Source organism: Amycolatopsis plumensis (genome assembly GCF_042652605.1).
In the GTDB taxonomy this organism is placed as follows: domain Bacteria; phylum Actinomycetota; class Actinomycetes; order Mycobacteriales; family Pseudonocardiaceae; genus Amycolatopsis; species Amycolatopsis plumensis.
Genome location: NZ_JBHSJY010000001.1, coordinates 3,286,527 through 3,312,463, shown reverse-complemented (window position 1 = coordinate 3,312,463; position 25,937 = coordinate 3,286,527). Strand labels below are relative to the sequence as shown.

General features: G+C 71.3%; 23 protein-coding genes and 2 tRNA genes. 12 read left to right on the top strand and 13 right to left on the bottom strand.

All coding sequences use genetic code 11. The features are described from left to right. Positions 1–8 precede the first annotated feature (8 nt). Both ACFPLC_RS15785 and ACFPLC_RS15780 read right to left on the bottom strand, forming a co-directional pair. Positions 9–1,358 (bottom strand): cellulose binding domain-containing protein, encoded by a 1,350-nt coding sequence (locus ACFPLC_RS15785; RefSeq protein ID WP_378197115.1) that lies wholly within the window; start codon positions 1,356–1,358, stop codon positions 9–11. Next, positions 1,355–2,983 (bottom strand): glycosyl hydrolase family 18 protein, encoded by a 1,629-nt coding sequence (locus tag ACFPLC_RS15780; RefSeq protein WP_378197118.1) that lies wholly within the window; start codon positions 2,981–2,983, stop codon positions 1,355–1,357. Before ACFPLC_RS15780 ends, ACFPLC_RS15785 begins: the two co-directional genes overlap by 4 nt. A gap of 405 nt (positions 2,984–3,388) precedes the next feature. On the opposite strand from ACFPLC_RS15780, the gene ACFPLC_RS15775 reads away from it, so the two are divergent. Together ACFPLC_RS15775 and ACFPLC_RS15770 are read left to right on the top strand one after the other, a co-directional pair. After that, positions 3,389–4,573, top strand: a complete 1,185-nt coding sequence (locus ACFPLC_RS15775) for a cellulose binding domain-containing protein (RefSeq protein WP_378197121.1) — start codon at positions 3,389–3,391, stop codon at positions 4,571–4,573. 110 nt (positions 4,574–4,683) lie between these two features. After that, positions 4,684–4,902 carry a hypothetical protein gene (locus ACFPLC_RS15770; RefSeq protein WP_378197124.1) on the top strand — a complete coding sequence of 73 codons (219 nt, stop codon included), beginning with the start codon at positions 4,684–4,686 and terminating at the stop codon, positions 4,900–4,902. Positions 4,903–4,997: 95 nt separating this feature from the next. Here ACFPLC_RS15770 and ACFPLC_RS15765 read toward each other — a convergent pair. From ACFPLC_RS15765 to ACFPLC_RS15745, 5 genes are all read right to left on the bottom strand, one after another. Continuing rightward, a tRNA-Arg gene (locus tag ACFPLC_RS15765) sits at positions 4,998–5,071 on the bottom strand. A gap of 41 nt (positions 5,072–5,112) precedes the next feature. Further along, positions 5,113–5,202, bottom strand: a tRNA-Ser gene (locus tag ACFPLC_RS15760). 65 nt (positions 5,203–5,267) lie between these two features. Then, complete coding sequence (locus ACFPLC_RS15755) at positions 5,268–6,983, bottom strand: phosphatidylglycerol lysyltransferase domain-containing protein (RefSeq protein WP_378197127.1); 1,716 nt, start codon at positions 6,981–6,983, stop codon at positions 5,268–5,270. 38 nt (positions 6,984–7,021) lie between these two features. After that, a complete protein-coding gene (locus ACFPLC_RS15750) occupies positions 7,022–9,001 on the bottom strand; it encodes an acetoacetate--CoA ligase (RefSeq protein ID WP_378197130.1) in 1,980 nt (659 codons plus the stop codon). A gap of 85 nt (positions 9,002–9,086) precedes the next feature. Further along, positions 9,087–9,716, bottom strand: coding sequence for a dienelactone hydrolase family protein (locus ACFPLC_RS15745; protein ID WP_191309078.1), 630 nt, complete (start codon positions 9,714–9,716; stop codon positions 9,087–9,089). Between the two features lie 135 nt (positions 9,717–9,851). Here ACFPLC_RS15745 and hisC point away from each other — a divergent pair, with 135 nt between their 5' ends. Beyond that, a complete protein-coding gene (hisC, locus tag ACFPLC_RS15740; RefSeq protein ID WP_378197133.1) occupies positions 9,852–10,916 on the top strand; it encodes a histidinol-phosphate transaminase in 1,065 nt (354 codons plus the stop codon). Here hisC and ACFPLC_RS15735 read toward each other — a convergent pair. Next, on the bottom strand, positions 10,897–11,670 hold the full coding sequence (locus ACFPLC_RS15735) for a sulfite exporter TauE/SafE family protein (protein ID WP_378197136.1): 774 nt from the start codon (positions 11,668–11,670) through the stop codon (positions 10,897–10,899). The two genes, hisC and ACFPLC_RS15735, sit on opposite strands and share 20 nt — an antisense overlap. A gap of 135 nt (positions 11,671–11,805) precedes the next feature. Between ACFPLC_RS15735 and ACFPLC_RS15730 the strand changes: the two genes are divergently transcribed. Together ACFPLC_RS15730 and ACFPLC_RS15725 are read left to right on the top strand one after the other, a co-directional pair. Then, positions 11,806–12,330, top strand: coding sequence for an RNA polymerase sigma factor (locus tag ACFPLC_RS15730; protein ID WP_378197139.1), 525 nt, complete (start codon positions 11,806–11,808; stop codon positions 12,328–12,330). Then, positions 12,330–13,136 (top strand): hypothetical protein, encoded by an 807-nt coding sequence (locus ACFPLC_RS15725; protein ID WP_378197142.1) that lies wholly within the window; start codon positions 12,330–12,332, stop codon positions 13,134–13,136. The genes ACFPLC_RS15730 and ACFPLC_RS15725 overlap by 1 nt, the downstream gene beginning before the upstream one ends. A 10-nt stretch (positions 13,137–13,146) precedes the next feature. Here the strand turns inward: ACFPLC_RS15725 and ACFPLC_RS15720 are convergent, their stop codons facing one another. Together ACFPLC_RS15720 and ACFPLC_RS15715 are read right to left on the bottom strand one after the other, a co-directional pair. Further along, on the bottom strand, positions 13,147–13,500 hold the full coding sequence (locus tag ACFPLC_RS15720) for a VOC family protein (RefSeq protein ID WP_378197145.1): 354 nt from the start codon (positions 13,498–13,500) through the stop codon (positions 13,147–13,149). Further along, complete coding sequence (locus tag ACFPLC_RS15715; protein WP_378197147.1) at positions 13,497–14,120, bottom strand: GNAT family N-acetyltransferase; 624 nt, start codon at positions 14,118–14,120, stop codon at positions 13,497–13,499. The genes ACFPLC_RS15720 and ACFPLC_RS15715 overlap by 4 nt, the downstream gene beginning before the upstream one ends. A gap of 43 nt (positions 14,121–14,163) precedes the next feature. Between ACFPLC_RS15715 and ACFPLC_RS15710 the strand changes: the two genes are divergently transcribed. Both ACFPLC_RS15710 and ACFPLC_RS15705 read left to right on the top strand, forming a co-directional pair. Further along, on the top strand, positions 14,164–14,853 hold the full coding sequence (locus ACFPLC_RS15710; protein WP_378197150.1) for a FadR/GntR family transcriptional regulator: 690 nt from the start codon (positions 14,164–14,166) through the stop codon (positions 14,851–14,853). 15 nt (positions 14,854–14,868) lie between these two features. Next, the gene (locus tag ACFPLC_RS15705) at positions 14,869–15,702 is read left to right on the top strand and encodes a class I SAM-dependent methyltransferase (protein WP_378197153.1); all 834 of its coding nucleotides are present in this window, start codon (positions 14,869–14,871) and stop codon (positions 15,700–15,702) included. Here the strand turns inward: ACFPLC_RS15705 and ACFPLC_RS15700 are convergent. Beyond that, on the bottom strand, positions 15,699–16,196 hold the full coding sequence (locus ACFPLC_RS15700) for an FBP domain-containing protein (RefSeq protein WP_378197156.1): 498 nt from the start codon (positions 16,194–16,196) through the stop codon (positions 15,699–15,701). The genes ACFPLC_RS15705 and ACFPLC_RS15700 overlap by 4 nt on opposite strands. A gap of 64 nt (positions 16,197–16,260) precedes the next feature. Between ACFPLC_RS15700 and ACFPLC_RS15695 the strand changes: the two genes are divergently transcribed. After that, entirely contained in the window at positions 16,261–17,751 is a 1,491-nt protein-coding gene (locus tag ACFPLC_RS15695) for an adenylate/guanylate cyclase domain-containing protein (protein ID WP_378197159.1), read from the top strand. On the opposite strand, the gene ACFPLC_RS15690 is transcribed toward ACFPLC_RS15695, so the two are convergent. Continuing rightward, a complete protein-coding gene (locus ACFPLC_RS15690; RefSeq protein ID WP_378197162.1) occupies positions 17,742–18,728 on the bottom strand; it encodes a beta-ketoacyl-ACP synthase III in 987 nt (328 codons plus the stop codon). The genes ACFPLC_RS15695 and ACFPLC_RS15690 overlap by 10 nt on opposite strands. Positions 18,729–18,929: 201 nt before the next feature. Here ACFPLC_RS15690 and ACFPLC_RS15685 point away from each other — a divergent pair, with 201 nt between their 5' ends. The 3 genes from ACFPLC_RS15685 (at position 18,930) to ACFPLC_RS15675 (ending at position 21,191) form a co-directional block, all read left to right on the top strand. Beyond that, positions 18,930–19,403: an Lrp/AsnC family transcriptional regulator gene (locus tag ACFPLC_RS15685; RefSeq protein WP_378197165.1), complete on the top strand. Its 474-nt coding sequence runs from the start codon at positions 18,930–18,932 to the stop codon at positions 19,401–19,403. A 20-nt stretch (positions 19,404–19,423) separates the two neighbouring features. Further along, positions 19,424–20,632, top strand: a complete 1,209-nt coding sequence (locus tag ACFPLC_RS15680) for an MFS transporter (protein WP_378197168.1) — start codon at positions 19,424–19,426, stop codon at positions 20,630–20,632. Positions 20,633–20,786: 154 nt separating this feature from the next. Beyond that, complete coding sequence (locus ACFPLC_RS15675) at positions 20,787–21,191, top strand: SsgA family sporulation/cell division regulator (protein ID WP_191309054.1); 405 nt, start codon at positions 20,787–20,789, stop codon at positions 21,189–21,191. A gap of 146 nt (positions 21,192–21,337) precedes the next feature. Here ACFPLC_RS15675 and ACFPLC_RS15670 read toward each other — a convergent pair whose 3' ends face one another. Beyond that, a complete protein-coding gene (locus ACFPLC_RS15670) occupies positions 21,338–22,441 on the bottom strand; it encodes a S1 family peptidase (RefSeq protein WP_378197171.1) in 1,104 nt (367 codons plus the stop codon). A 449-nt stretch (positions 22,442–22,890) separates the two neighbouring features. Here ACFPLC_RS15670 and ACFPLC_RS15665 point away from each other — a divergent pair, with 449 nt between their 5' ends. After that, entirely contained in the window at positions 22,891–25,800 is a 2,910-nt protein-coding gene (locus tag ACFPLC_RS15665) for an ATP-binding protein (RefSeq protein ID WP_378197174.1), read from the top strand. Positions 25,801–25,937 lie beyond the last annotated feature (137 nt).

The following is a 25,937-nucleotide window of genomic DNA, read 5'->3' as shown; positions in this document are numbered from 1 at the left end:
AGACAGCGTCAGAAGCCCGCTGTCACCTTCGTGAAGTCCCAGTCGTTCTGGGCGATGCCGCTGCACGCCGACTGGACGCCGCCGCCGGGGCAGCCCCGGTCGCGGTTGACCGACCAGAACGCCAGGCGCGCGATCTTGTTCGACTTGGCCCAGTTGGTGATCTGGGTCCACGTCGACAGATCGGTCAGCTCCTGCTGGTCGGACAGGCCGTTCATGCCCGAGATGCCGAGGTGGGCGTACGCCGTGGCGTCGGACCACCCGAACGTCGACTTCAGCTTGTCACGCAGGCCGTTCGCCGCGCTCACCGTGCTGTTGTACATGTTCGCGCCGCCGCCGAAGTCGAACGGCATGATCGTGAACACGTCCACGTTCGCACCCAGCGCCTTCGACTGGTCGATGAGCCGGTTGCCGTAGTAGTTCGGGCCGGTCGTCGACGTGCCGAAGGTCAGGATCGTCTGGATACCCGGGTTGTTCTGCTTGACGATCTTCAGCGCGTTCAGGATGCGGTCCTGCACGGCCTCGTTCTCGAACTCGTCGGAGTTCTCGATGTCGATGTCGATCGCCTTGAGCCCGTAGGCGTTGATGACCTGCTGGTACGCGCCGGCCAGCGCCTCCGGGGTCGAGCAGTTCGGGCCCAGCTTGTTACCGCTCCAGCCGCCGAACGACGGGACGACCTGGCCGCCCGCCGCCTTGATCTGCGAGATCGCGGTGGCGTCGGCGCTGCCCTGCAGCGGACGGCTGCTGTCCCACGCCGGGTTGCAGCCACCGGAGGCGTTGATGAACGCCATGGTGAACCACTTGATCCCGGTCGCGTTCATCACCGTCTGCGGGTTCGGCGGGCTGCCCCAGCCCATGTACAGGTACGGCGCGCCACGGCCACCCGGCGGGGGCGGCGTGGTCGTCGTCGGCGGGGTCGTCGTCGTAGGAGGCGTCGTGGACGTGGGGGGTGGGCCCCCGGCGGAGCACGCACCCCCGTTCAGCTTGCAGTTCGACGGCGCGGCGTACGAACCGGAGTACGCCACGTTGAACCCGAAGCTCGCGCTACCGCCGTTGGCGACGTTGCCGTTCCACGTGTTCTTGACCGTGACGTGCTGGCCGGACGCCGTGTAGCTGCCGTCCCACAGCGACGAGATCTTCGCGCCGCTGGGCAGGTCGAACTCGACCGTCCAGCTCGGCAACGTCGAGCCCGAGCCGTTGGCGATCGTGTACTTGCCCTCGTACCCGGTGCCCCAGTCGGAGCCCTTCGAGAAGGTCGCGGACACGCCGCCCGCCGCGTTCGCCGGAGCGATCACCACCATCGCGCCGATCGTGGCGGCCGCGGCCGCCAGCCCGAGCGCGGGCAACCACCGGCGCCTCATGACAGGCCGTTCTTCATCGCGGTGATGAGCTCACCGTTGGTGGTGTCACCGGTCAGCTCCCAGAAGAAGGCGCCGCCGAGACCCTGCTGCTTGGCGTAGGACATCTTGCCGTTGATCGTCGACGGCGTGTCGTAGCTCCACCAGTTGCTGCCGCACTTGGCGTACGCGGTGCCGGCGATGGTGCCGGTCGACGGGCAGGTGTTCTTGAGGACCTTGTAGTCCTCGATGCCGGCCTCGTACGTCCCCGGGGCGGCGCCGGTCGCGGTGCCACCCGGCGCGTCCTGCGTGACGCCGGTCCAGCCGCGGCCGTAGAAGCCGATGCCCAGCAGCAGCTTGCTCGACGGAACGCCCTTGCTCTTGAGCTTCTGGATCGCCGCGTCGGAGTAGAAGCCCGGCGTGGGGATGCCGTTGTAGCTGGTGAGCGGCGAGTGGGGAGCCGTCGGGCCCTGCGCGGCCCAGGCGCCGAAGTAGTCGTACGTCATCACGTTGTACCAGTCGATGTACTGCGCCGCGCCGCCGTAGTCGGCGACGTCGAGCTTGCCGCCGTTGCTGCCGTCGGCGGAGATCGCCGCGGTGATCAGGAACGACGAGCCGAACTTCGCCCGCAGCGCGCCCATCAGGTTCTTGTAGGCCGCGGCACCGCTGGTGTCACAGGAAAGGCCGCACGCGTTGGGGTACTCCCAGTCGATGTCGATGCCGTCCCAGATGTCGGCCCAGCGCGGGTCCTTCAGCAGGTTGTAGCAGGACTGCGCGAACGCGGCCGCGTTCTGCGACGCCTGGCCGAAGCCGCCCGAGTAGGTCCAGCCGCCGAACGACCAGATCACCTTGAGGCCCGGGTGCAGCTTCTTCAGCTTGCGCAGCTGGTTGAAGTTGCCCGCGACCGGCTGGTCCCAGGTGTCGGCGACGCCGTCGACACTCGTCGAGGCGTCGTAGGTCTTCTGGTAGTCGGCGTACGGGTCGTCGTTCGCCGTGCACTGCCCGTTCTTGACGTTGCCGAACGCGTAGTTGATGTGCGTCAGCTTGCTCGCCGAGCCGGACGTCTCGATGTTCTTGACGTGGTAGTTGCGCCCGTAGACGCCCCACTGCACGAAGTAGCCGACGTTCTTCAGGCCACCCGGCGGGGGCGGCGTCGTGGTCGTCGGGGTGGTGGGCGTGGTCGGCGTCGTCGGGGTGGTGGTCGGCTGCGTCGGCGTGGTCGGCGTGGTGGTCGGGGTGCCGCCGCCGGCGTCACAGGAGCCGCCGTTCAGCTTGCAGTTCGCCGGGGCCGAGTAGGTGCCGGAGTAGCTGACGTTGAAGCCGAAGCTGACGCTCGAGCCGTTGCCGACGTTGCCGTTCCAGGTGTTCTTGACCGTGACGTGCTGGCCGGACGCGGTGTAGCTGCCGTCCCACAGCGACGCGATCTTCGCGCCGCTCGGGAGGTCGAACTCGACCGTCCAGCTCGGCAGCGTCGCGCCGGAGCCGTTGTTGATCGTGTACTTGCCTTCGTACCCGGTACCCCAGTCGGAGCCCTTGCTGAAGGCGGCGCCGACGCCACCGGCGGCGCTCGCCGGCACGGTGACGATCCCGACCGCGAGCGCGCCGACCGCGGTGAAAAGACCGAGGAGGTGCCATCTCTTTCTGGACATCGCTCTCCCTTGAGCCAGGTGCAGGACGGCGGACACCAACACCACCGGCGGGGACCAGGGCGGTGTTTTGCGCCGTTTGCGCAAACGTTACGTGGTCCAGACCAATTACGGAAGGGGCACCACGGAGCGTGGCGGGCAGTCCGGACCACTGCTCGGTGAGGGCGTCGTACTGGTCCAGACCGGTTACGCAATGCAGCCAAGCCCGCGCGATCCGATACGGACGCACCCTTGGACCAACCGAGTGAAACCAGCAACTCACGAGACACATTGCTTGACGAGCGTACGGCGAAGAGTCCACAGTCCGAACGGCGACTGGGAGCGCTCCCAAGACGGTTGGCCACCCTCATCGAAGAGGAGATCATCTTGCGCGCAACGAATTCCCGTTTCCGGCGAACCGCGGCGGTCATGACGGCCATGGCTGTGACGGCCGCGCCTGCGGTGACCGGTACGGCGGCGGCCGCGACGGAGGCCGACGCCGGATGCCGGGTCGACTACACGATCGGTTCCCAGTGGCAAGGCGGGTTCGGCGCCGCCGTGGCGGTGACGAACCTCGGCAGCCCGGTGAACGGCTGGCAGGTGGCGTGGACGTTTTCCGGCGACGAGCGGATCACCCAGCTGTGGAACGGTACCCCCACGCAGTCGGGCGCCCAGGTGTCGGTGACCAACGCGTCGTGGAACGGCGCCGTCGCCACGGGCGGGACGGTTTCCTTCGGTTTCAACGCCACGTCGGGCAGCAGCGCCAGCTCCCCGTCGGCGTTCACGCTGAACGGCGTGGCGTGCAACGGCTCGGCACCGACCCCGCCCGCGGAGGGCAATCCGGCGGTGAACAACAACTTCCCGGTCACCCGGGAGGCGGCGTACGGCGACAACCGGTACACCGTGTTCCGGCCGTCGAACCCGCAGGCGGTGGGTGCGCCGATGCCGGTGCTGGCGTTCGGCAACGGCGCCTGCGCGCACACGGACAACAGCGAGGTCACCCGCGCGTTGACGTTCATCGCGTCGAAGGGCTTCGTCGTGGTGGACACCGGATCGGCGAACGGCTCGGCCAACGGCGTGCCGAGCGGCTCCCCCATCCCGTCCCTGCTGACCGGGGCGATCACGTGGGCGGAGCGGGAGCAGAACCGGTCCGGGGCACCGCTGTCGCAGCGGCTCGACCTGACGAAGGTGGCCACCGCGGGCCACTCGTGCGGTGGCCTCGAGGCCTTGGTCGCCGCACAGGACAGCCGGGTCTCCGCCGCCGTCTCGCTCGACAGCGGCTTCTTCGCCGACGGCTCCTTCGGCTACTCCCGAGCCGAGCTGGGCCGCCTCCACTCACCGACCTTGTTCATGGCCGGCGGTCCGTCCGACATCGCCTACGACAACACCCGGGCCAACTACGACTTGGTCACCGTGCCCGCCGTGCTGGCGGTGCACCCCCACGCCGGGCACACCGGCTTCATCACCGGCAACCAGATGTCGGACGGCATGACGACGGTCGTCCAGTTCCTCGACATGGTCCTCAACGGCAACGCGACGGCGCGCGCTTACATCCTGGACTCGTCCGGACTCGCGTCCAGGTACCCGTGGACGGTGTCCAAGAAGAACTTCTGAGGGCGTCCAGGCGGCCGCTGCCTTGCCCTGTGGCAGGTCCGGAGGCGTTTCGGTGGATCGATCACCGGGTAGCAGAAAGCCAGGAAAGTTCTCACTGGGGAGTGATGCCGATGCAGCGGAAGAGACTGTCCAAGGGGAGCGCCGTGGGCACCGCGGTGATCTTCGTAGCGGCGATCATCGCGGTGCTGATCAAGTTTCCCTTGAACGAGCCGTTCGTGTGGGTCTGGCTGGGGGTCGCGGCGCTGGTCGTGCCGTTCGTCCTCTGGGTGGCGTTCTCCAAGCGCGGCGCGAAGATCCCGGTCAAGGAAGGCCCGCCACCGGGTCCCTGAGCGGTCGCGTCCTCTGTAGACACCGCAGACGCGAGCAGGGCCTCGTCTCCCACCGGAAACGAGGCCCTGCTCGGTACTGCTGTCTCAACCAGACGTGCGCCCGAAGGGATTCGAACCCCTGACCTTCTGATCCGTAGTCAGATGCTCTATCCAGCTGAGCTACGGGCGCGTGTTCAGTTGTAACCTAGCACCCGGCGAACCGAGTACCAGCGGAGGCTCCGGGATTTGAACCCGGGAGGGGGGGTTACCCCCAACCGCATTAGCAGTGCGGCGCCATAGACCAGACTAGGCGAAGCCTCCTGGGCCCAACGACCACTGCTCAGATAGGTTACACACCCCTCGATCACCCCCTAACGGGACCCCCCTTATGCCCGCTGCAGCAGCCTGAGCAGCCGCGGAGAGCGGCCGCCGAGGCCCTCCGCCTCGAACGTCGCGATGCCCACCCGGGGCAGCTCGCGCACCCCCGGGTACACCAGGTAGCGGGGCACCCAGCGCGGCTGGAACTTCGCGTTGAAGCGGTACAGCGTCTCGATCTGGATCCAGCGCGAGAAGAAGTGCAGGACCTTCGCCGACAGGCGGGCGACCGGCCCCGCGCCGATGCGCTGCCCCTGCTCCATCAGCGCGCGGAACGCCGCGAAGTTCAGCGAGACCTGCGTGACGCCGTGGCGGCCCGCCGACAGCAGGAGCTCCGAGATCATCAGCTCGTTGACGCCGTTGTCCGCCGTCCGGTCGCGGCGCATGACGTCGAGCGAGAGGCCCGTTTCGCCCCACGGCACGAACTGGAGCACGCCGCGGACGCGGCCGCCCTGCTCCGCCGTCACCAGCACGGATCCCGGGTCGCCCATGCGGCCCAGCGCCATCGAGAAGCCGCGCTCGGTGTCCGTGCCGCGCCAGTTGGCCGCCAGGACCTCCAGCTCGGCCAGCTCCCCCGGCCGCAGGTCCTCGGCCCGGCGCACCAGCACCTTGTAGCCCGCTCGCTTCGTGCGGGCCGCCGCCTGGCGGACGCCGCGCATGGTGCGGCCCTCCAGGGTGAACGCGGCCGCGTCGACGACGGCTTCGTCGCCGATCTCCAGGACCTCCAGGCCGAACCGGGCCCAGACCGTCGCGCCGAGCTCCGAGACGCCCATCGCCGCCGGGACCCAGCCGCCGCGGCGGCAAACCTCCAGGTACTCCTCGATCGCGCCCGGCCAGGCCTCGTGGTCGCCCAGCGGGTCGGCCGAGCACAGCGCGACCCCCGCGATCACGCGATACGTGACCGCGGCCTTGCCCGTCTTCGAGAACACCGCGAACTTGTCCCGCCGCAGCGCGAAGTAGCCGAGCGAGTCGCGCTCGCCGTGCTCGTCCAGGAGCCGGCGCAGCCGCTCGACCTCCTCGTCGGTCAGCCGCGGCGCGGGCTCGGCCGAGCGCAGCAGGAAGTACGCCGAAACCAGGACCGCGGCGAGGCCGAACAGCAGGCCGACGGCCGCGACCAGGTCCTCCAGCCACATTTGGTGGAACACCGCGGGCCCGCTGACCCCGACCAGTGCGAGCGCGGACTCCGCGAGCCGGTCGCCGAAGCCCATCGGCTCCAGCGCCGCCCGCGGGGCCACGGACAGCAGGATGGCGTTGATCACGAACCCGGCCAGCGCCAGCTGGACGAACACGCGCACGGCCCGCCAGCGCCCGACCACCGGGTCCGGCTTCGCCACGAAGTAGCGCCGGTTGGCGATCAGGCCCACCAGCAGCAGCACCGACACCAGGCCGGCGCCGAAGACGTGCTTCAGCCCGAGGTGCGACATCGTGAGCAGCACCGTCGCGCCGACGGCCAGCTGCCAGGCCCGGCGCTTGCGCCGCCGGAGCCCCGCGGCCAGCAGCACCAGCAGCACGCCCATGACCAGCGCCACCGTCGCCGCCGCGACGGTGGCCTCCTGCGGCAGCTCGAGCCACTCGGCCAGGTGCCCGCGCAGGCTGCGCCGCCCGGCCGGGATCAGGACCGAGCCCAGGGTCAGCAGCCCGGCCAGCCGGGTCACCCAGGTGATCACCCCCACCGTGGTGGCCCCCGCCACCTTCCAGGTGATCTGCGCGCGTGTCCCCGTCACCACCCGTACAACCCGACGTGGCTGATCATGCTTCCCCCCATCTACCCCCCGGCGAGCTCCACGAACGGCGCCAGTGCCGCCGGGTTGGCCAGCGCGTCGCGGCTGACGGCCCGGTCGGGAGCCACTCCGGCGAGGATCTTCTTCACCGGTACCTCACACTTTTTACCGTTCAAGGTACGAGGTATCTCGGAGACCACGACGAACCGATCGGGTACATGGCGCGGTGACAGCGCGCTACGGAGCTCCTTGCGCAGGCGCGGCTCGACGTCTTCGAGTGCGACGCCGCCGGCCAACACCACGAAACAGATCAGCTGCCCGTCCTCGTTCCCGGCCGCCGAGGTGTCCACGACCAGGGAATCCGCGATCTCGTCGTAGCCCTCGACGACCCGGTAGAACTCGGCCGTGCCCATCCGGACGCCGCCGCGGTTGAGCGTCGAGTCGCTGCGGCCGTAGATCACCGCGGAGCCGCGGTTCGTGATCCGGATCCAGTCGCCGTGGCGCCACAGCCCCGGGTACATCTCGAAGTAGGCCTCCCGCAGGCGCGAGCCGTCGGGGTCGTTCCAGAAGAACACCGGCATCGACGGCATCGGCTTGGTGATGACCAGCTCGCCGACCTCCTCGACGACGGCGTGGCCCGCCTCGTCGAACGCGTTGACCGCGGCACCCAGCGCGGGGCAGGACAGCTCGCCCAGCCAGACCGGCACGTCGGGCGCCGACGCGACGAACGCCGCGCACAGGTCGGTGCCGCCGGACACGGAGCAGATCTGGACCTGCGAACCGACCTCGTTCGCGATCCACCGGAAACCTTCGACGCTCAGCGGCGCGCCGGTGGAGCCGAGCGCGCGCAGCCCGGTCAGGTCGTAGCGCTCGGCTGGCTTGAGGCCGGCCTTGAGGCAGCTCTGGATGAACGGCGCCGACGTGCCGAAGTAGGTCACGCGGTGCTGCTCGGCCAGGTGCCAGAGCGCGTTCAGGTCCGGGAAGCCCGGGCTGCCGTCGTAGAGCACGATCGTGATGCCGACCAGCAGGCCGGAGATGAGGAAGTTCCACATCATCCAGCCGGTGGTGCTGAACCAGAAGAACCGGTCGCCGGGCCCGAGGTCGGTCTGCAGCGCGAGGGCCTTGAGGTGTTCGAGGGTGATGCCGCCGTGGCCGTGCACGATGCCCTTCGGCAGGCCGGTGGTGCCGGAGGAGTAGAGCACCCACAGCGGATGCGCGAACTCGACCGGCTCGAACAGCAGCGGCGCGCCTGCGTGCTTCGCGAGCAGCCCGTCCCAGTCGAGGGCGCCGTCCATCCGGCCTTCGCCGACGTACTCGACGAGCACGGTCGCGGCCAGCGACGGCAGCTGCGCCTGGAGGTCGGCGATCGTCGTGCGGATGTCGAACTGGCGGCCGTTGTACGCGTAGGCGTTGACCGCGAAGAGCACCTTCGGCTCGATCTGCACGAAGCGGTCCGCGACCGCGCGGACGCCGAAGTCCGGCGAGCACGACGACCAGATGGCCCCGATGCTCGCCGCGGCGAGGAACGCGACCAGCGTCTGCGGGCAGTTCGGCGCGAGCGCGACGACCCGGTCGCCCTTGCCGACGCCCAGTTCGAGGAACGCGGCCCGGGCGGCGGCGACCTGCGCGCGAAGCTCGCCGTACGTCAGGTGGCTCGCGAAGCCGTCTTCGCGGTGGAAGACGACCGCCGTCTCGTCGTCACCCTTCGCGGCACCGGCGACGCCCGGGGTGAGCGCGTGCTCGGCGTAGTTCAGGGTGCCGCCGTCGAACCAGACGGCGTTCGGCATCTCACCGGAGAGCACCTCGCCGGGCTGGTCGTGCCAGCGGACGCCGAGGAAGTCCGCGACCGCCGCCCAGAAGTCCGGGCCGCGCTCGACCGAGAACTCGTGCAGCGCGCGGTAGTCGTCCACCTCGACGCCGCGCTCGGCGCGCAGCCACCGGCGGAAGGCTTCGATCTTGGTGTCGGCAACGTGGCCCGGCTCGGGGCGCCAGAGCACTTCGGGGGCGTCGGCGGTGTGCGTCACGCCCCGAGCCTAATCCCTCGGATCAGGAAGTCACCGTGGTCGAAACCGATACGGAACCGGGGTGAAGAGTGTGCGCCGCCCACACTCACCGCAGGTGCGCGTCGAACCAGTTCAACGTGCGCTGCCAGGCCTCCGCGGCCGCGCCCGGGTCGGCGTCGAAGCGGTGGTTCGCGCCCGGGTAGTGGACGACGTTCGTGGCGACGTTCGCCGACGCGGCGGCGTCGCGCAGGCGCTCGACGTCGGCGCCGCCCGCCTCGTCGCCGGCGTCGCCGTACATGCCGAGCCACGGGCTGGTGAGCTTCCCGGCGATCTCGACCAGCGCGGGCAGTTCGGCGGCCTGCTGCCCGCCGACGCTGACCGCCGCACCGAGCCTGCGGTGTGAGGCGACGACGAGGGCCGCGGTGCCGCCGAGGTCGAAGCCCATCACGCCGAGCAGGTCGGCCTGGACGCCCCGCTCGACCAGCCAGGCGAGCGTGCGGTCGGTCGCTTCCAGGAGGTCCTGCTGGGTGAGTTCCTCGTTCTCCAGGTGCGGCGTGACGGTCAGCCAGCCCTCCGTGGCGAGGCTGGCGAGCAGCAGTTTCACGCCCTCGGTGACGCCGTCGGCCTCGTGGAGCACCACCAAGCCGCCGCGTAGCGCGCCTTCGGGTTCCGAAAAGGTCAGGCGCAGGGTGGCGCCGTCGGTGCGCTGGTAATCCACGGTGGAGGTCGACGTCATTGGTTCACTCAATCACTTCCGGGTGAACGGGAGGAAGCCCGGCCCGGGCACAGTCCGCCAGAAGGGAGTCGCGGGGCGGCCGACGGAAAAGATACGGTGAGCGGGTCGTCCCGCCGATCTCCAGGAGCGCCGAAGATGCCGTCCGTGTCCCCGCGTGCCGATCTCGAATCGTTGCCGAAATACGTCCCCGGCCGGACGATCGAAGGCGCGATCAAGCTGGCGAGCAACGAGGTGCCCGGCGGTGCGCTGCCGAGCGTCGCGCAGGCGATCGCCGAGGCCGCGGCCGGGGTCAACCGCTACCCGGACACCGGCTCGCAGGCGCTGCGCGAGCGGCTGGCGCGTGAGCTGGACGTGCCGGTGGAGCGCGTCGCGATCGGCTGCGGCTCGGTGTCGCTGTGCCAGCAGACGATCCAGGCGGTGTGCGCGCCCGGCGACGAGGTCATCTTCGGCTGGCGCTCCTTCGAGGCGTACCCGATCGTCACGCAGGTCGCGAACGCCGTCTCGGTGAAGGTGCCGATCACCGAGGGCCAGGAGCTCGACCTCGACGCGATGCTCGCGGCGATCACCGACCGGACGCGCGTGGTCTTCGTCTGCAACCCGAACAACCCGACCGGGACGGCGGTGCGCCGCGCGGAGCTGGAGCGGTTCCTGGCCGCCGTGCCCGAGCACGTGCTGGTCGTGCTGGACGAGGCGTACAAGGAGTTCGTCACCGACCCCGACGTGCCCGACGGCGTCGAGTACACACGCAGCCGGTCGAACGTCATGGTGCTCCGGACGTTCTCGAAGGCGTACGGCCTCGCGGGCCTTCGCGTCGGTTACGCGGTCGCGCCCGAGCCGATCGCCGACGCGCTTCGCCAGGTGTACGTGGCCTTCTCGGTGAACATGCTGGCCCAGGTGGCGGCGCTGGCCTCGCTCGACGCGGCCGACGAGCTCCTGGCCCGCTGCCAGGACATCGTCGTCGAGCGCGGGCGCGTGCGGGAGGCACTGCTGGCGGCGGGGTACCGGGTGCCGGAGACGCAGGCGAACTTCGTCTGGCTGCCGCTCGGTGACCAGGCCGTCCCGTTCGCCGAGCACGCGCTGGACCGCAAGCTGGTGGTGCGCCCGTTCGCCGGCGAAGGCGTCCGCGTGACCATCGGGACCCCCGAGGAGAACGACCTGTTCCTGGCCGCCGCCCGCGAATTCAGCTCGCGAACTGCTTGACCACCAGCTGGATGACGGCGGCGACGCCGATCACCACGATCACGCCGCGCAGCACCGCCGGCGGCAGCTTCCGGCCGATCTTCGCGCCGAGGAAGCCGCCGGCGAGCGAGCCGACGGCCAGCCACAGCACGACGGCCCAGCTGATCGGCGCGACGAACGCGTAGATGACCCCGGCGACGAGGTTGACGACGGCGGCGAGGACGTTCTTGACGCCGTTGAGCTTCTGCAGCGGCTCGGACAGCAGCATCCCCATCACGGCCATCAGCATCACGCCCTGCGCGGCGGTGAAGTACCCGCCGTAGACGCCGATCAGGAAGATGAAGAACATCAGCAGCGGCCCGGGTTTGTGCTCGGTTCCGTTCTGTTCGCGCCGCTCGGCGACCCACTTCGACACCTTCGGCTGGATGATCACGAGGACCACGGCCAGGCCGACGAGCACCGGGACGACGGCCTCGAAGGCGTCCTTCGGCAGCGAGAGCAGCAGGATGGTGCCGCCGATGGCCCCGAAGAACGACGCGACGGCGAACTTGGCGGTCTGCCGCCAGTAGCCCTTGAGCTCGTGCCGGTAACCCCAGGCACCGCTGAGCGTGCCGGGCGCGAGGCCGATCGCGTTCGAGGTGGTGGCGGTCACGGGCGGGTAGCCGAGCGCGACGAGCACGGGGAAGGTGACCAGCGTCCCCGATCCCACGACGGCGTTGATGGTCCCCGCCCAGATCCCGGCGACCACGACGATCAGCGCGTGCCACCACGTCATGAAGCATTCACGTGCGGAGCCTAAGCACCGTGGGCCGCTCCCGCGACGCAGATGTGTCAGGTCAGACACTCACGGCGGTGCAGCGCTCCGGCCGCCCGCCGCGTAAGAAGCCGTACCTGACATGAAGGAGGCCCGATGCGGGCAGCCGACGAGGATCGGTTTCGCGAGTTCGCCAGGGACAACGCCGTGCCGCTGCGCCGCTACGGCTACCTGCTGTGCGGCGACTGGCACCTGGCCGAAGACCTCGTCCAGACCACGCTGCACAAGCTGTACGGCGCGTGGCCGCGGGTCCGCGGCACCGACCGGCCGGTGAGCTACGCGCGGCAGACGCTGACCCGCTGCTGGCTCGACGAACGGCGGCGGCCGTGGCGGCGGTCCGAGCGGCACACCGACGCGGTGCCCGACGTCGAGGACGCGGCGGCGGATCCGGCCGTGCGCCAGCAGCACGCCGGCCTGCGTGCGGAACTGGCCGCGGCGCTGGCGGCGCTCGCTCCTCGGCAGAGGGCGGTGCTGGTGCTGCGGTACTTCTGCGACCTGCCGGTCGCCGAAGTGGCCCGGGAGCTGCGGTGTTCGGAGAGCACGGTCCGGAGTCAGGCCACCCGGGCGTTGCGGACGCTCCGCGGCGCCTTCCCGGATGCACTGGCAGAAAGCGAGCTGTGATGGACGAGCAGATGCTGGCCCGCGAGTTCACCGCGGCCGTGCGCACCGAACCGCCACTGGGCTTCGACCCCGACGAAGTCGTCACCCGGGTCGCCCGACGGCGGCACCGGCGGCGGACCATCCTGCTGGCCTGCGCCGGTGTGGTGGTGGCGGCCGCGGTGGCCGCCGTCGCCATCCCGCGGGCCGGCGTCCCGGCGCAACCGGCGTCGCCCGGGGGTGCGCCCCGGATCGTGCCGTCCGCCGGGGAACGGTGGTGGCCGCCGGGCACCGGCGAGATCGTCCAGCCGTCCGACGCGCGGATCAGCGCCCAGGCCCCCCGGATCGCGGAGCACCTCGAAGAGGTCCTGCGGAAAATGCGGCCGCCCGCCGAACCGATCCGGCGCGATTCACTCACTTCCGCCCACTTCGGCGGCATCATGCCGACCAGCCAGCGCGGGGTGGCCATCACCGAGCGCGGCGGGCCGGAAGCCACCGGCTACTCCCTCACGGTCGAGGTGTTCGTGCCGACCAACCCGGTGACGCGGTTCCAGCCGCGGCAGCTGTGCGCGGAGATGAAGGTCCAGATCACTCCGTCGACGACCTGCCGCTACGCCGACGTCGGCACCAGCGGGATCTTGATGACGTCGGAAGCGGACACCCCCGACCGGGAGGGCACGATGCAGCACGGCATCACCGTGACCGACTTCCGGGCGGACGGCAGCTACGTCGTGGTCAGCTTGGGCGGCACGGTCGGGGTCCGTGGTCCGCTGCCGCTGACCGCCGAGGAGCTCGCGACCTTGGCGAGGGATCCGGGGCTGACCTTGTAGCGCCCGGCCGTCACCGCGGGGTGAAGACGCAGAACTCGTTGCCCTCCGGGTCCGCCAGCACGTCCCAATCCACCTCGCCACCCCGCTCGCGGATCAGGGTCGCGCCCAGGGCGAGCAGTTCGGCCCGGTCGCCGAAGACGTCCAGGTGCATCCGGTTCTTGACCGTCTTCGCCTCCGGGACCGGGTTGAGCCAGATCAGCGGCCCCTCGCCGGCCGGGTCGACGATCGGGACCGGCCAGTCGTCCGGGCGGGTGTCGCCGGTCAGCGAGTCGCGGCGGACGTAGCCGAGGGCGCGGCACCACCAGTCCGCCATGGCCTGGTGGTCGTTCGCGTCCAGGGCTAGGTCCTTGAAGCGCGCTGTCATGCCTCTCCTTCCGGGACGTGGGCAGGGACGACTTCGGATACCACGTGCCAGCCGAGTGCGGTGTACAGCCCGCGGCCGGCCTCCGAGGCCAGCAGCACGCTCGACGACGCGGAAGCCGCCTCGCCCAGCCGGTGCATCACCACCCGGCCCAGGCCGCGGCGGCGGTGCTCCGGCTCCGTCTCGATCTTGTCGAACACCGCGACGCCGGACGCCACCGCGACCTGGCCGTGGGCGGCCGGGTCGCCGCCGAACGACACCAGGACCTTCCACACCGGCCCTTCGCCGGTCACCGTCACCGCATACCCCGACGGAAGCCCCACCGCCGGCATCGGGCCGTCGCGGGCCATCAAGTACTCCGTCTCCCCCGCTGTCCACGCCGGTGTCAGGGACGCCAAGACCGGCGACCGCGCGCCGCACGTCTTCAGCCACGTGCCCGGCGCCGCCACCGTCCGGGCCCGCGCGGCCACCGCCGCCGGCGAGTGCAGCAGGTAGCGCACGCGGTGGCCGGGCAGGCCGACGTCGACGCGGTAGCCGTCGGGCTCGGCGACCGGTGCCGGCGTGGCCCGCGACACCGCCCAGCCGCGGACCCAGGACCCCAGAATCTCCATGCCGGTGATCATGGCAGCCACCCCCGACAGTTCCGCGAGCTGAGAGGATGAGCCCGTGGACACCGAGCAGGTCTGGAGCGCGACCGTCGACCGGCTGCGGGCGCGGATCGACTCCGGCGACCTGGCGCCCGGCTCCCGGCTGCCCGCCGAACGCGTTCTCTGCGAAGAGCTCGGGATCAGCCGCGGGTCGCTGCGGCAGGCGCTGCGCGTGCTCGACTCCATCGGGTACGTCCAGATCCGGGCCGGCTCCGGCACCTACGTCCGCGAACAGCAGGAACAGCCGCTGCGGACCTGGTTCACCGAGCACGACCAGCTCGTCGAAAAGCTCTTCGACCTGCGGGCGACCGTCGAACCCACGCTCGCCGAACGGCTGGCCCGGCACGCGACCGCGAAAACCGTGAGCCGGCTCGAGGACAACGTCGCCGAGATGGCGCAGGCCGCCGAGGACGGCGACATGCTGCACGTCATCGCCGCCGACGCCGAGTTCCACCGGGTGATCGCGCAGAACGCCGGCAACGACGACGTGTCCGGGCTGCTGCGGTCCGTGCTCGCCCTGGTCGGCGAGGAGCGGCGGGCGGCGCTGCGGCTGCCCGGGCAGATCCGCAAGGCCGTCGCCGACCACCGGGCCATCCTCGACGCCATCCGCCGGTCCGATCCCGCCGCCGCCCGGGAGCTGACCCTCAAGCACCTGGTCGACGCCAAGACCTACGCGCACGACTACGCCGCCCACCCCGAACCGCGCTAGACTTTTCACAACGTTGTGAAACTTCTGGGGGTCGTGATGGAGAAGGTCCGCTTCACCGAAGAAAAGGCCACCAACCTGGCCACCCTGTACGGCCGCGCGCTCGACTACCGCAGCCCCCACCCGATCCTCGGCGACCAGGCGGCCGACGACGCCGTCCGCCGGATCGACTACGACTTCACCAAGATCGGCATCTCCCCCGACCGCGCGATCTCGGTCGTCCTGCGCGCGAAGCCGATCGACGACTGGGCCGCCGGGTACCTGCGCGCCCACCCGGACGCGATCGTGCTGCACCTCGGCTGCGGCCTGGACACGCGGTTCCAGCGCCTCGCGCCGCCGGAGACCGTCCACTGGTACGACGTCGACTACCCCGAGGTCATCGAGCTGCGCGAGAAGCTCTACGACCAGGCGCCGAACCAGACGCACATCGGCTCGTCCGTGACCGACTTCGGGTGGCTCGACCAGGTGCCGTCGGACCGGCCGGCGCTGATCGTCGCCGAAGGCCTCACGATGTACCTGAAACCGGAGGCCGGCACCGAGCTGTTCCGCCGGCTGGCCGCGAAGTTCCCGTCCGGCCAGGTGGTCTGCGACCTGTTCAACCGGACCGCCATCAGGATCCAGAAGCTCAACGCCCCGGTGCGCAAGGCAGGCGCGACGCTGTACTGGGGCGTCGACGACCCGCGCGAGCTCGAAAGCTGCGGCCTCACGCTGGAGTCCTCATTGGACGCCGCACACTGGGCGACCCCGGACGACCTGGCCAAGGTGGGCCCGATCACCCGGTTTCAGCTGCGGATGCTGAAGGTCTTCCGGCCCCTGGCCCGGACAGCGCACATCGTGCGGTACCGCTTCTAGCGGGACTCCAGCACCCGCGCCACGAACTTGTGCAGCTTCTCCTCCAGCCGCGCGATGCGCTGCTCCAGCGTGAGCGTCTCGTACGGCTGGGGCACGTCGGACTTCAGCTCGCCGCGGAGGTACTGGCTGCACGCCAGGTTCCCGCACACATACGTGCCCAGCGTGTTGCCCTCGCGGCCGGACTTCCCGGCGCGCTTGGCCGAGAACAGCGTGATGTCGGCGAGCCCGTGGGTGGTCGTGCAGAAGCCGCAGATGTTGCTGCGCAGGCGTGACTTCGGGGGCGCCGCCGCGCGCAGGGCGAGCCCGATCACCTCACCGCCGTAGGGCAGCACGAGGTAGGCGCGCGCCGGCGCCTTCGGGTCGCGCCAGCCGAGGAACTCCCGCCGGTCCCATGGGATTTCCGAAGGCGGGGCGGGCAGCGTCACGCCCTTGGCTTCGCCGCGCGTGCAGTTGACGAACGAGGCCCGGATCTCCTCCTGGCCGAGTGGCTCCATGATCCGCACCGTAACCAGCGGCCACCGGCGGTGGCCACGCATTTTCGGCCGTACGATCAACGCCGTGCGCAAGATCGCCGTGAAGAACGTCCGCGTGGTGTTGCGCACCAGCCTGGGCTTCGCCGGGCTCGGCATCGGCTCGAGCGTCGCCGGCTCCGGCGTCGTCGCCCTGCTGCTGGTGCTGCAGGGGCTGCCGAACGACGTCGGCGACCGCGGCTGGGTGCTCGGCCTCACCGCGGCCGGGATCGTCGCCGCCGCGCTGCTCGCCGGGACGCTGTGGACGGCGTGGCTGCAGCGCCGCACCGCGATCTGGTTCGTGCTCGGCCGCCCGCCGTCGGAGAGCGAGGCGCGCCGCGCGCTGCGGCTGCCGGTCGACATGGCCGTGGTCAGCGGCACGCTCTGGCTGATCGGCACGGTCATCCTCACCGTGCTCGCCGGGACGCTCGGCTCGGCCGACGACGCCGGCGGCATGGCCACCGTCATCGGGCTCGGCGGGCTCACCACGGTCGGCCTCACCTACCTCGCGGCCGAGTGGGTGGCGCGGCCGGTGATGACCATCGCCCTGGACGTCCTGCCGCCGCGCGGTTCGCTGCCGGTCACCGTGCTGACCCGGCTGGTCGTCACCTGGGCGCTGGCCAGCGGCGTCCCGTTCGTGGGCGTGCTGCTCGTCGCCACGCCGCCGGAGCTGGGCTCGGGCGACCACACGGCCAGCCTGATCATGCTGTCGGTCATCGGCCTCGCCGTCGGCGCGATCGGCACCGCCCTGCTGGCCCGGGCCGTCGCGGCGCCGCTGCACCGGCTGCGCGTGGCCCTCGACGAGATCGCGCGCGGCAACAACGACGTCACGGTCGACGTCGACGACGCCAGCGAGATCGGACGGCTCCAGACGTCGGTGAACCAGCTCGCCTCCGGCCTGCGCGAGCAGGCGCGGATGCGGGACCTGTTCGGGCGGCACGTCGGCGCCGACGTCGCCCGGCACGCCCTGGAGTACGGCGCTTCGCTGTCGGGCGACGTCCGCGAGGTCACGGCGTTGTTCGTCGACGTCGTCGACTCGACCGCGCTGGCCTACCGCACTCCGCCGGAGGAACTGGTCGGGAAGCTGAACCGGCTGTTCGCCGCCGTCGTCTCCGCGGTCAACGCGCGCGGCGGGCTGGTCAACAAGTTCCAGGGCGACGCCGCGCTGTGCATCTTCGGCGCGCCGACGCGGCTCGCGGACGCCCCGACGGCCGCGCTGGCCGCGGCGCGGGCGATCCGGGACGCGGTGCGCGAGGCCGGCGAGCTCGACCTCGGCATCGGCGTCTCCAGCGGCCCGGTGTTCGCCGGGCAGCTCGGCTCCAGCAGCCGGCTCGAGTACACGGTGATCGGCGACGCGGTCAACGAGGCCGCGCGGCTCACCGAGCTCGCCAAGGCGGTCCCGTCGCGGGTTCTCGCGAGCGACGCCGTTGTCTCCGCGGCGCTACCGGGCGAAGCCGCGCACTGGGCGAAGCACGGCGAGCTGGAGCTGCGCGGCCGCCAGGAGGCGACGCCGACCTGGACGACGGGCCCTCAGAGCTGACCCAGATCCGGCCAGCGCAGCACCGTCGAACCCCAGGTCAGGCCCGCCCCGAACGCGCTGAGCAGGACGCGGTGGCCGGGGACGAGGGTGCCGTCGGCGCGGGCGTCGGCCAGTGCGAGCGGGATGGACGCGGCGCTGGTGTTGCCGACGCGGTCGATGTTGGCGACGACGGCGTCGGCGGGCATGCCGAGCTGCTTCGCCGTCGCCTGGAGGATCCGGATGTTCGCCTGGTGCCCGACGAAGCGGTCGACGTCGCCGACCATCCAGCCCGCGCGGTCCAGGACCGTGCGCGACGACTCCGCCATCCGCGCGCAGGCGTGGCGGAACACGGCGGTGCCCTGCATGGCGAGGAAGCGGTCGGCCGGGGTGTCCGAGAGGCGTTTCCGGGCGCCACCGGCCTCGACCCACAGCAGCTCGGCGTGTTCGCCCTCGCTGTGCAGGTCGAACGGGCCGAACGCGCCCGGCTCGCCGGCGTCACCCGCGCGGAGGAGGACCGCGCCGGCGCCGTCGCCGAAGATCGGGACGGTGGTGCGGTCGCCGGGGTCGATGAGCGTGGTGAAGGTGTCGGCGCCGATCACGAGCACGCGCTCGGCCAGGCCGCCCGCGATGAACCCGGCCGCGGTGGCGAGGGCGTAGACGAAGCCGCTGCAGACGGCGTTGACGTCGAACGCCGCGGCCGTGCCGAGCCCGAGCCGGGCGGCGACCTGCGGGGCGCTGGCCGGGCACGGCTGGTCGGGCGTGGAGGTGGCGAGGACGACGGCGTCGGCCTTGCCGCCCGCGAGCGCTTCGCGGCCCGCTCCGACCGCGAGGTCCACAGTGGACTCGTCCGGGCCCGCGACGCGGCGTTCGCGGATCCCGGTGCGGGTCCGGATCCACTCGTCCGAGGTGTCGAGCCGGGCGGCGATTTCGTGGTTGTCCAGGACTTTCGTCGGCAACCAGGAACCGAGACCGGTCAGCACGGCGGCAGGTGCGGGCACGGGAGAGCCTCCCCACGCCGGCGGGTTGGCGAAGCGACCGGCTGGTCTTCCACTTCTATGGGCTACCCCCTGGTAGACCGGTCAGTTGTGTTCCACCTCACGCAAAAAGTTGTTTCATCTTCCCCGCGAACGGAGTAGTGAGCGACGTCACGGAGGAGTGACGTCCGGCGAATTGTCGGGGGTGCCGGTTAGCCTGCTGGGGTGCCGACACCCGACCTCGACCAGCTGGACCTCGCCATCCTCGCCTGCCTCCAGGCGGACGCCCGCACGATCGCCGAAACGATCGGCGCCAAGGTGGGGCTTTCGGCCGCTGCGGTGCAGCGGCGGATCAAGCGGCTGCGCGAGGCCGGGGTCATCGAGCGCGAGGTGGCGGTGCTGTCGCCGGAGGCGCTCGGGCTGAGCATGACGTTCGTGGTGACCGTCGAGATGGAGCGCGAAAACCTCGCGGTCTTCGACGGGTTCCGCCGCCAGGTCCTGGCCGAGGACGCCGTGCAGCAGTGCTACTACGTCACCGGCACGGCCGACTTCGTGCTGATCGTGACGTGCCCGGACATGGTGGCCTTCGAGGCGTTCACCCGGCGGATGTTCTTCGACAACCCGAACGTCCGGCACTTCACGACGAGCGTGGCGATGGACCGCGTGAAAGTGGGGCTCGCCCTGCCGCTCGACCCGTAAGCTGTCCCGCTGGGGGAGACATGCTTCGGATCTTTCTGGCCGCGACGCTGATCGACGCGCTCGGCAGCGGGCTGTGGGTGCCGTTCGCCCTGTTGTTCCTGGTGCACGGGCAGGGCATGGGCCTGGTCGACGCGGGCGCGTCGCTGACCACCGGCGCGCTGCTGGCGCTGGTCACCGGCCCGGCCACGGGCGCGGCGATGGACCGCTTCGGGCCGCGGGCGCTGCTCATCGCGGGCAACCTGGTGCGGGTCGCGGCCTTCGCGGCGTACCCGCTGGCGCACACGAGCTGGCAGGTGGTCGTGGTGTCGGCGGTGGCGGGCTTCGGCGACCGGCTGTTCTGGACGTGCAACGCGCCGATGGTCGCCCGCCTCACCGCCGGCGCCGACACGGACCGGGTGCTGGCCACGCAGACGGTCGGCCGGTTCGCGGGAGCGGGCCTCGGCGCGGCGGCGATGGCGGTGCTGCCGACGATCACCAGCCCGTGGGCCTTCCACCTCCTCGCGTACGTCAACGCGGCGAGCTTCGGAGTCGCAGCGGTCCTGATCCGCCTCCTCCCGCGGCTCGTGAGTGGTAAGGCGGGTTCTAACCCGCCTTACCACTCACGAGGGGGGTGGCGGGCGGTGCTCGGGGATCGGGCGTTCACCGGGTTCTGCGTCACCCACATGGCCTTCACCCTGGCCAGCGCCAGCAAGTTCTCCGTGCTGCCGATCGTCGTCCGCGACCTGCTGCACGGTCCACAGTGGATCGCCGGGACCGCGATCAGCGTGGGGACCGTGGTCGTCGTCACCGCGCAGCGGCCGATCGTCGCGCTGCTCGCCGGGCGGAGCCGGACCGCCGGGCTGATCGGGTCCGCCGTGCTTTTCGCGATCTGCTTCGCGCTGCTGATCCCGCTGACCGCCGTCTCGCTGCCGGTGGCCACCGTGCTCATCCTGCTCACCAGCCTCGGCTTCTCGATCGCCGAAGCCCTCTTCGGCCCGACCGCCACCGCCGCGGCCGCCGCGGCCGCTCCGCCGGGGGCCGAAGGGCGGGCCAGTTCCGTCTTCCAGCTCTCCTGGGGCCTGCCCATCGCGCTCGCGCCGGGCCTGCTGGGCGCGCTGCTCAGCACCAGCAACGCGCTGACCTGGACGATCCTGGCCCTGACCTGCGCATCCGCCGTCCCCGCGCTGCTCGCGCTGCGGAAAAAGCTGCCGCACGCCCTCCGGGAGCCGTCACCACCCGTGGCCGCCTGAGCGCAAGGGGTATGTGCCCGGTGTTACACCACAATGGACGGATGCAACCGATCAAGTGAACGTGAGAGTTTCTCCGTCATGACCGTTCCCCCTGGTCATCTCCTTGCCGAACAGTTCGCGCCGCGCGAACCACCGCGAGACTCCAGGAGGGGCCGTGCACACCGACGCCGTACACCAGAGCCAGTTCGTGCTGCTGAACGAGAGCACCACGCCCGTCCTGTCGCGCCTGTCCTACCACGCCCACGAGCCCTTCGCGGTGACCGTGGCCTTCCGGACCGAGCGCGGCCGGTGGATCGAGTGGACCTTCGCGCGTGACCTCCTCGTGGCCGGGCTCGACGAGCCGGCCGGGCTCGGCGACGTCCGGATCCGCCCGGACCTCTCCGACGACGAAGACTTCCTCACCCTGGAAATCGAGTCACCGGACGGCTATGCGTCGTTCGAGCTCGAGGTCGAAGACGTCCGGAACTTCCTGGACGCGTCCATCGAACTGGTGCCGCTCGGCGAGGAGAGCGCGCACTTCGACGTCGACGGGCTGATCGAGGAGATCAGCAACGTCTGACCCCGAACCTCCCATTCCCGCGGCGAGGAACGAAGGGCGGGTTCCGGGCGCTCCACCGATGCCCCCGCCGCCACCCTCAACGGTGGCGCCGAGCGCCCGATGTTTATTCCAGGCGCCCGGAACCCGCCCTTTCGCGGTTTACCGGCTCAGCTGGTCTTGAGGGTGGTGCCGGTGCCGGAGAGCGCGCCGGCGATCGGGTAGAAGTACGTCACGGACGTGTTGCCGCCGGACAGGACGCCCTGCGCGTAGTTGCCGGCGATGAAGCCGCCGCCCGAGTCACCCGCGGCCGAGCGGACGTTGGTCGCGGTCATGCCGTTGACCGTGCCCTCGGCGTAGCGGACGCTCTGGTTCTTGGCGCCGATGGTGCCGCAGGTCCAGCCGGTGGTGGAACCGGCCTTGCAGACCGACGTGCCGGTCGCGGCGTTCGACTGGCCGCGCACCGCGGTCCCGTTGTTCATCTGGGCGACCGGGGTCCAGTTGCTGTTGGTCCGGACCGCCGCGTAGTCGACACCGGGGAAGCGGTAGGTGATCCAGCTGCCGAGCGAAGCGCCGTTCGACCCGGTCAGCGAGCCGCCGCCGGTGAGGGCGCCGCAGTGCCCGGCGGTGACGAAGCCGGTCGTGGTCGCGAAACCGACCGAGCAGCGCGAGGATCCGCCGATGTAGTAGGCGTCGCCACCGCGGATGTTGGCGTAGGTGGTCGGCGCCGACGCCGTCTCGCGGATCGTCACCGCGGACTTGTCCACACCGGACTTGGCGAGGAACGCGTCCGCGGCGGCGCGCTGGCCGCGCAGCACGTCCAGGGTGACGCGGTTGGTGGCGTCGTCGACGCCCCAGCCGGTGATCGCGGCCGGCGCGGCCTTGTCGGCGGCGTTCAGGGTGTCCACAGTGGAATTGAGCTGGCGGGCGCTGAACCGCACGACTTCCGCTTCCGCACCGGCTTCGCGGATCTTGCCGGCCAGCGCCGCGTTCGTCGTGGTGACGTGCGCCTTGCCCGTGGCGGCGTTGTAGGTGGCCCCGCCGAACGCGTCGCCGAGCGCCGCGGTGAGCGATTCGGTGACCCGGTTCGCGACGTCCTCGCTCTTCAGCCGCGCGATCGCCTGGTCGTGGGTCAGGCCGAGGTCCCGCTGCATGGCGGGCACGATGTCCGGGTTCAGCAGGTCCTGGCCCGACGCGGGGACGGCGGTCGCGGCCAGCGCGCCCGTCGCCATGACCGCGGTGGCAGCGGCACCGAGAAGTCTCGCGATCTTCATGCTTCTCCCTAGATGGTTACGCGCGGCTCCGCACCGGCCACGCAGTGGTACTCCCCCGGGTGAGGGTCCCCGGAGGGGGCGTTACGGTGCAATCCGGGCGCCCGGCGAATGGGTATACGCATTCACCGCGGACGTATCCCCTGCTCCAGCCGGGCTCACGGCCCCGGGGTCACCCGGTCGGACAGGTCCGTAAGTAGGGTTTCCGTAAACTACTTTCAGTAGTCGCAGTCTGCACTCGAAAGCGTTAAGCGACGTTCGAACGTGCGATCGGCCGGGGTTTCGCACGCAGGGTGAGCCGATCCCCGCGGTTCCCGCAGCAAACCGGTGACGGCCCGTAGGCAGACGTGTGACGGCCGCACCCACCACGTATTCGGTGAAAGGTTTACGGACGGATCAACGCTGCTTAGGCTCCGCGCACCAGTGCTTCGGTGTGCGTCGAGGAGGGTCATATGTGGCTGACCACCCCCCGCCCCACCTCGGTGTCCGTCCGGTCCGGACCCGCCCGGCTGACCGGCCGCGACGCCGAGCTCGACGCCATCGTCGCCGTGCTCCGCAGACGCCCGGCCGCCGTCCTCGTCGAGGGCGAACCGGGCATGGGCCGCACCCGGCTGCTCGCGGAGATCGGGCGGCGCAAGGAGTTCGACGGCGGCCGCGTGCTCACCGGCGCCTGCCAGCCACTGCGGGAACCCTTCCCCTACGGGCCGATCCTGGAAGCACTTCGCGCGGTGGGCGACCGGCCGCTCGGGCCGCTCAGCCCGGTCGCCGGCGTGCTGCGGCCGTTGCTGCCGGAACTCGCGGAAGCGCTTCCCGAGCGGCCCGAACCCCTCGCCGACTCGGTCGCCGAACGCCACCGCGTGTTCCGCGCGGTGCGGGAACTCCTCCAGGCCTGCGGGCCGACGCTCGTGCTGATCGACGACCTGCAGTGGGCTGACGAAGACACCTGCGACCTCATGCGGTTCCTCGCCGGCTCGATGCCGCCCGAGCTGGCGGTGGTCGCCACCTACCGGTCGGCGGCCGAGGCCGGGGCGGTGGGCCGGGGTGCGCCGTTCCGCACCGGCCCGGCGGTCCACTCCGCCCGCGTCGCGCTCGGCGCACTCGACGTCCCGGCCGTGCGCGAGCTGGCCGTCGAACTCCTCGAACTGCCCCGGGTGACCGACGACTTCGCGGCGAAGCTGCACGAGTGCACGGCCGGGATCCCGTTCGTGGTCGAGGAAACACTGCGGGCGCTGAAGGAAGCGGCCGAACGCCTCCCGGTCGGCGAAGTCCTTTCGGACCGCCTGCTGGAGAACCTCGAAGTTCCGGTGCTGCTGCGGGAAGCCGTCACCGAACGGCTCGCCGCGCTGCCCGAGCACGCCGTCCGGCTGGCCGGCGCGGCCGCGGTGCTCGGCGTCGGCGCCGAAGCCGCCGTGCTCGGCGAACTGGCCGGGCTCACCGGCGACACCCTCCGCACCGCACTGCTCGCCACCCTCTCCGGCGGCGTGCTCGGCGAAGTCGGCGACGGCAAGTACGGCTTCCGGCACCCGCTGGCGCGCAAGGCGGTCTACGACACGGTGAGCGGACCCGAACGCGCTTTGCTGCACGCGCAGGCCATCCGCGTGCTCGCCGCGCAGCCGTCCCCGCCGCTCACGCTGCTGGCCCGGCACTCCCGGGCCGCCGGCCGCGTGGACCAGTGGCGCCACTACGCGGAAGCGGCCGCCGACGAGGCCATCACCCGCGGCGAAACGTCCCGCGCGATCGATCTCCTGCAGTCGGTGCTCGCCGAACCCGGCCCGTCGCAGGCCGACATCGGGCGCGTGGCGGGCAAGCTCAGCCAGGTCGCGCTGCGGGGGTTCCGTCCCGAAGTGCTCGGCACGCTGGCGCGCGTCCTCGAAGAGGTGACGCTGCCGCCGTCGGTCCGCGGGTCGATCCGGCTGAGCCTCGGCATGCTGCTGGTCCGGACCATCGGCGGGCTGGGCCGCGGCCGGCTGGAGGTCGAGCGCGCGGTCGGCGAGCTGACCGACCGGCCGGACCTCGCCGCGCGCGGGATCACCCTGCTCGCCCAGCCCATCGACGGCCTGACGCCGTTGTCCTGGCACGAATCCTGGCGAGCCCGCGCGGGCGAGGTGTACGAGCGGCTCGACGATCCCGAGCTGCGGCTCGCGCTGACCGCCGACCGCATCGCGGCCGCCTCGCACGTCGGCGACGGCTCGGCGTGGGCGGAGTTCGAAGCGCTTTCGGACACGGTCGGCACGGTCGCCGAGCGCGTCCAGCTGGCCCGGCTGTGGTGCAACCTCGCCGACGGGCAGTCCTGGGCCGGCCACCTCGACCGTGCGGAACGGCTGGTGACCGAAGGCGTCCGGCGCGCGACCGACGCCGGCGCGTTGTACGCGATCGGCCTGATCCAGGGCACCCGCGTCCGGCTGGACTGGGTGCGCGGCCGCTGGACCGGCCTGGCCGAGGCCGCCGAGCAGCTGCGGGACAGCTACCCGGAGCTCGGTCCGATCGTCATGGAGTCCTCGCTGGTGCTCGGCGGGCTCGCGGCCGTGCGCGGCGAGTTCGCCGCCGCCCAGCGGCACCTCACCGCGGCGAGCGTGCACGCGCCGGACCGCGGCCCGATTCCGGTGGTGCTCTCGGCCGCCGGCGTGCTGATTTCGGTGCTGCTCGCGACCGACGACGTCGACGGCGCGTGCGCGGCGGCCGACACGGCGGTGGCCGCGGCCGGGCGCAAGGGCGTCTGGATCTGGGCGGCCGCGCTGGTCCCCGCGGCAGCGCAGGCGTACGCGCGGGCGGAACGCTGGCCGGATGCGGACAACGTCGTCGAAGCGTTCGCGCGCGGCATCGAGGGCCGTGACGCCCCGGTGGCCGCCGCCGCGCTGGTGGCGGGCCGTGCGGTGCTGCTCGAAGCCCGCGGCAAACACCTGGCCGCGGCGGCGCTGTTCGACGAAGCGGCGTCCGGTTATGCGGCCCTCCCGATGCCCTACCCGGCAACGGCCATGCGCGAGCGCGCGTCGATGTGCCGTCTGGCGGCGGGCAACCGGACGGCGGTCGACGAGCTGACCTCGGCGGCCGAGGCGTACGAGCAGCTCGGGGCGACCAGGGACGCCGGACGCTGCCGTCACCAGCTGCGCGAGCACGGCGCCTGGGCACCATCGCAGCGCGGGCGGCGCGGGTACGGGAGCGAGCTGTCGCCGCGGGAGCGCGAGGTGGCGCGGATGCTCGCGGAGGGCCGGACGAACCGGGAGATCGCGGACGGGCTGTTCCTTTCACCGCGGACGGTGGAACAGCACGTGGCGAAGGTGCTCCGCAAACTGGGCGCCCGCTCACGCACGGACGTGGCCCGCAAGCTCCCCGGCGAGGTGACAACCGCCCCCGCCGGGTGACCCGAAACGTCACTTTCCCTACGAAAGTGACACCTCCCGACCCGGCACTTTCGTAGGGAAAGTGACGGGGGTGGCTTAGCGTGGGACGGTGACTGAAGAGGCACTTCCCGCGTGGCGGCGGCGGACCTCCGGTGAGA